This is a genomic window from Komagataeibacter melaceti, assembly GCF_003403295.1.
Classification (GTDB): Bacteria; Pseudomonadota; Alphaproteobacteria; order Acetobacterales; family Acetobacteraceae; genus Komagataeibacter; species Komagataeibacter melaceti.
The window spans coordinates 1-677 of record NZ_QUWV01000157.1 but is presented as its reverse complement, the minus strand read 5'-3'; the positions used below and the strand labels follow the sequence as shown (position 1 = coordinate 677).

Below are 677 nucleotides of genomic sequence, written 5' to 3'. Positions count from 1 at the left end.
CGGCACCGCTACGTGGTCGGTTCCATCGGGCCGGGCACCAAGCTGCCCTCGCTTGGCAACATTGATTACGACACGCTGGAAGCGGGCCTTGCCGAACAGTGCCGTGGCCTGATCGAGGGCGGCGTGGACTGCCTGCTGATCGAGACCTGCCAGGACACGCTCCAGATCAAGGCCGCCGTCAACGGCGCCAAGATCGCCCGCGCCGAGATGGGGGCCGATACCCCCATTTTCGTGCAGGTAACGGTTGAGACGACCGGCACGCTGCTGGTCGGCCCGGACATTGCGGCGGCGGCCACGGTCATCAACGCGCTCGACGTGCCGCTCATGGGCCTGAACTGCGCCACCGGCCCGCAGGAAATGTCCGAGCATGTGCGCTGGCTGAGCGAGAACTGGCCCGGCCTGATCTCGGTCCAGCCCAATGCGGGCCTGCCTGAACTGGTCAATGGCAAGACCCATTACCCGCTCACCCCGCAGGAAATGGCAAGCTGGGTCGAGCGTTTCATTACCGAGGACGGGCTGAACCTGATCGGTGGCTGCTGTGGCACGTCCACCCCGCATACGCAGGCGCTTGACCAGATGCTGCGCAGGCGCGCCGAGGGCACGGGCCGCATCCGCCCCGCCCCCGTGCCCCGCCGGCCGGTGTGGATTCCGTCGGTCGCCAGCCTGTATTCACAGGT

The 677-nt window shown here is 67.2% G+C and carries 1 protein-coding gene; it reads left to right on the top strand.

Features of this window, described 5'->3' with window-relative positions:
* Positions 1–677 (top strand): homocysteine S-methyltransferase family protein (locus DY926_RS14940; protein WP_186336194.1); only part of this gene is annotated, 677 nt, incomplete at both ends.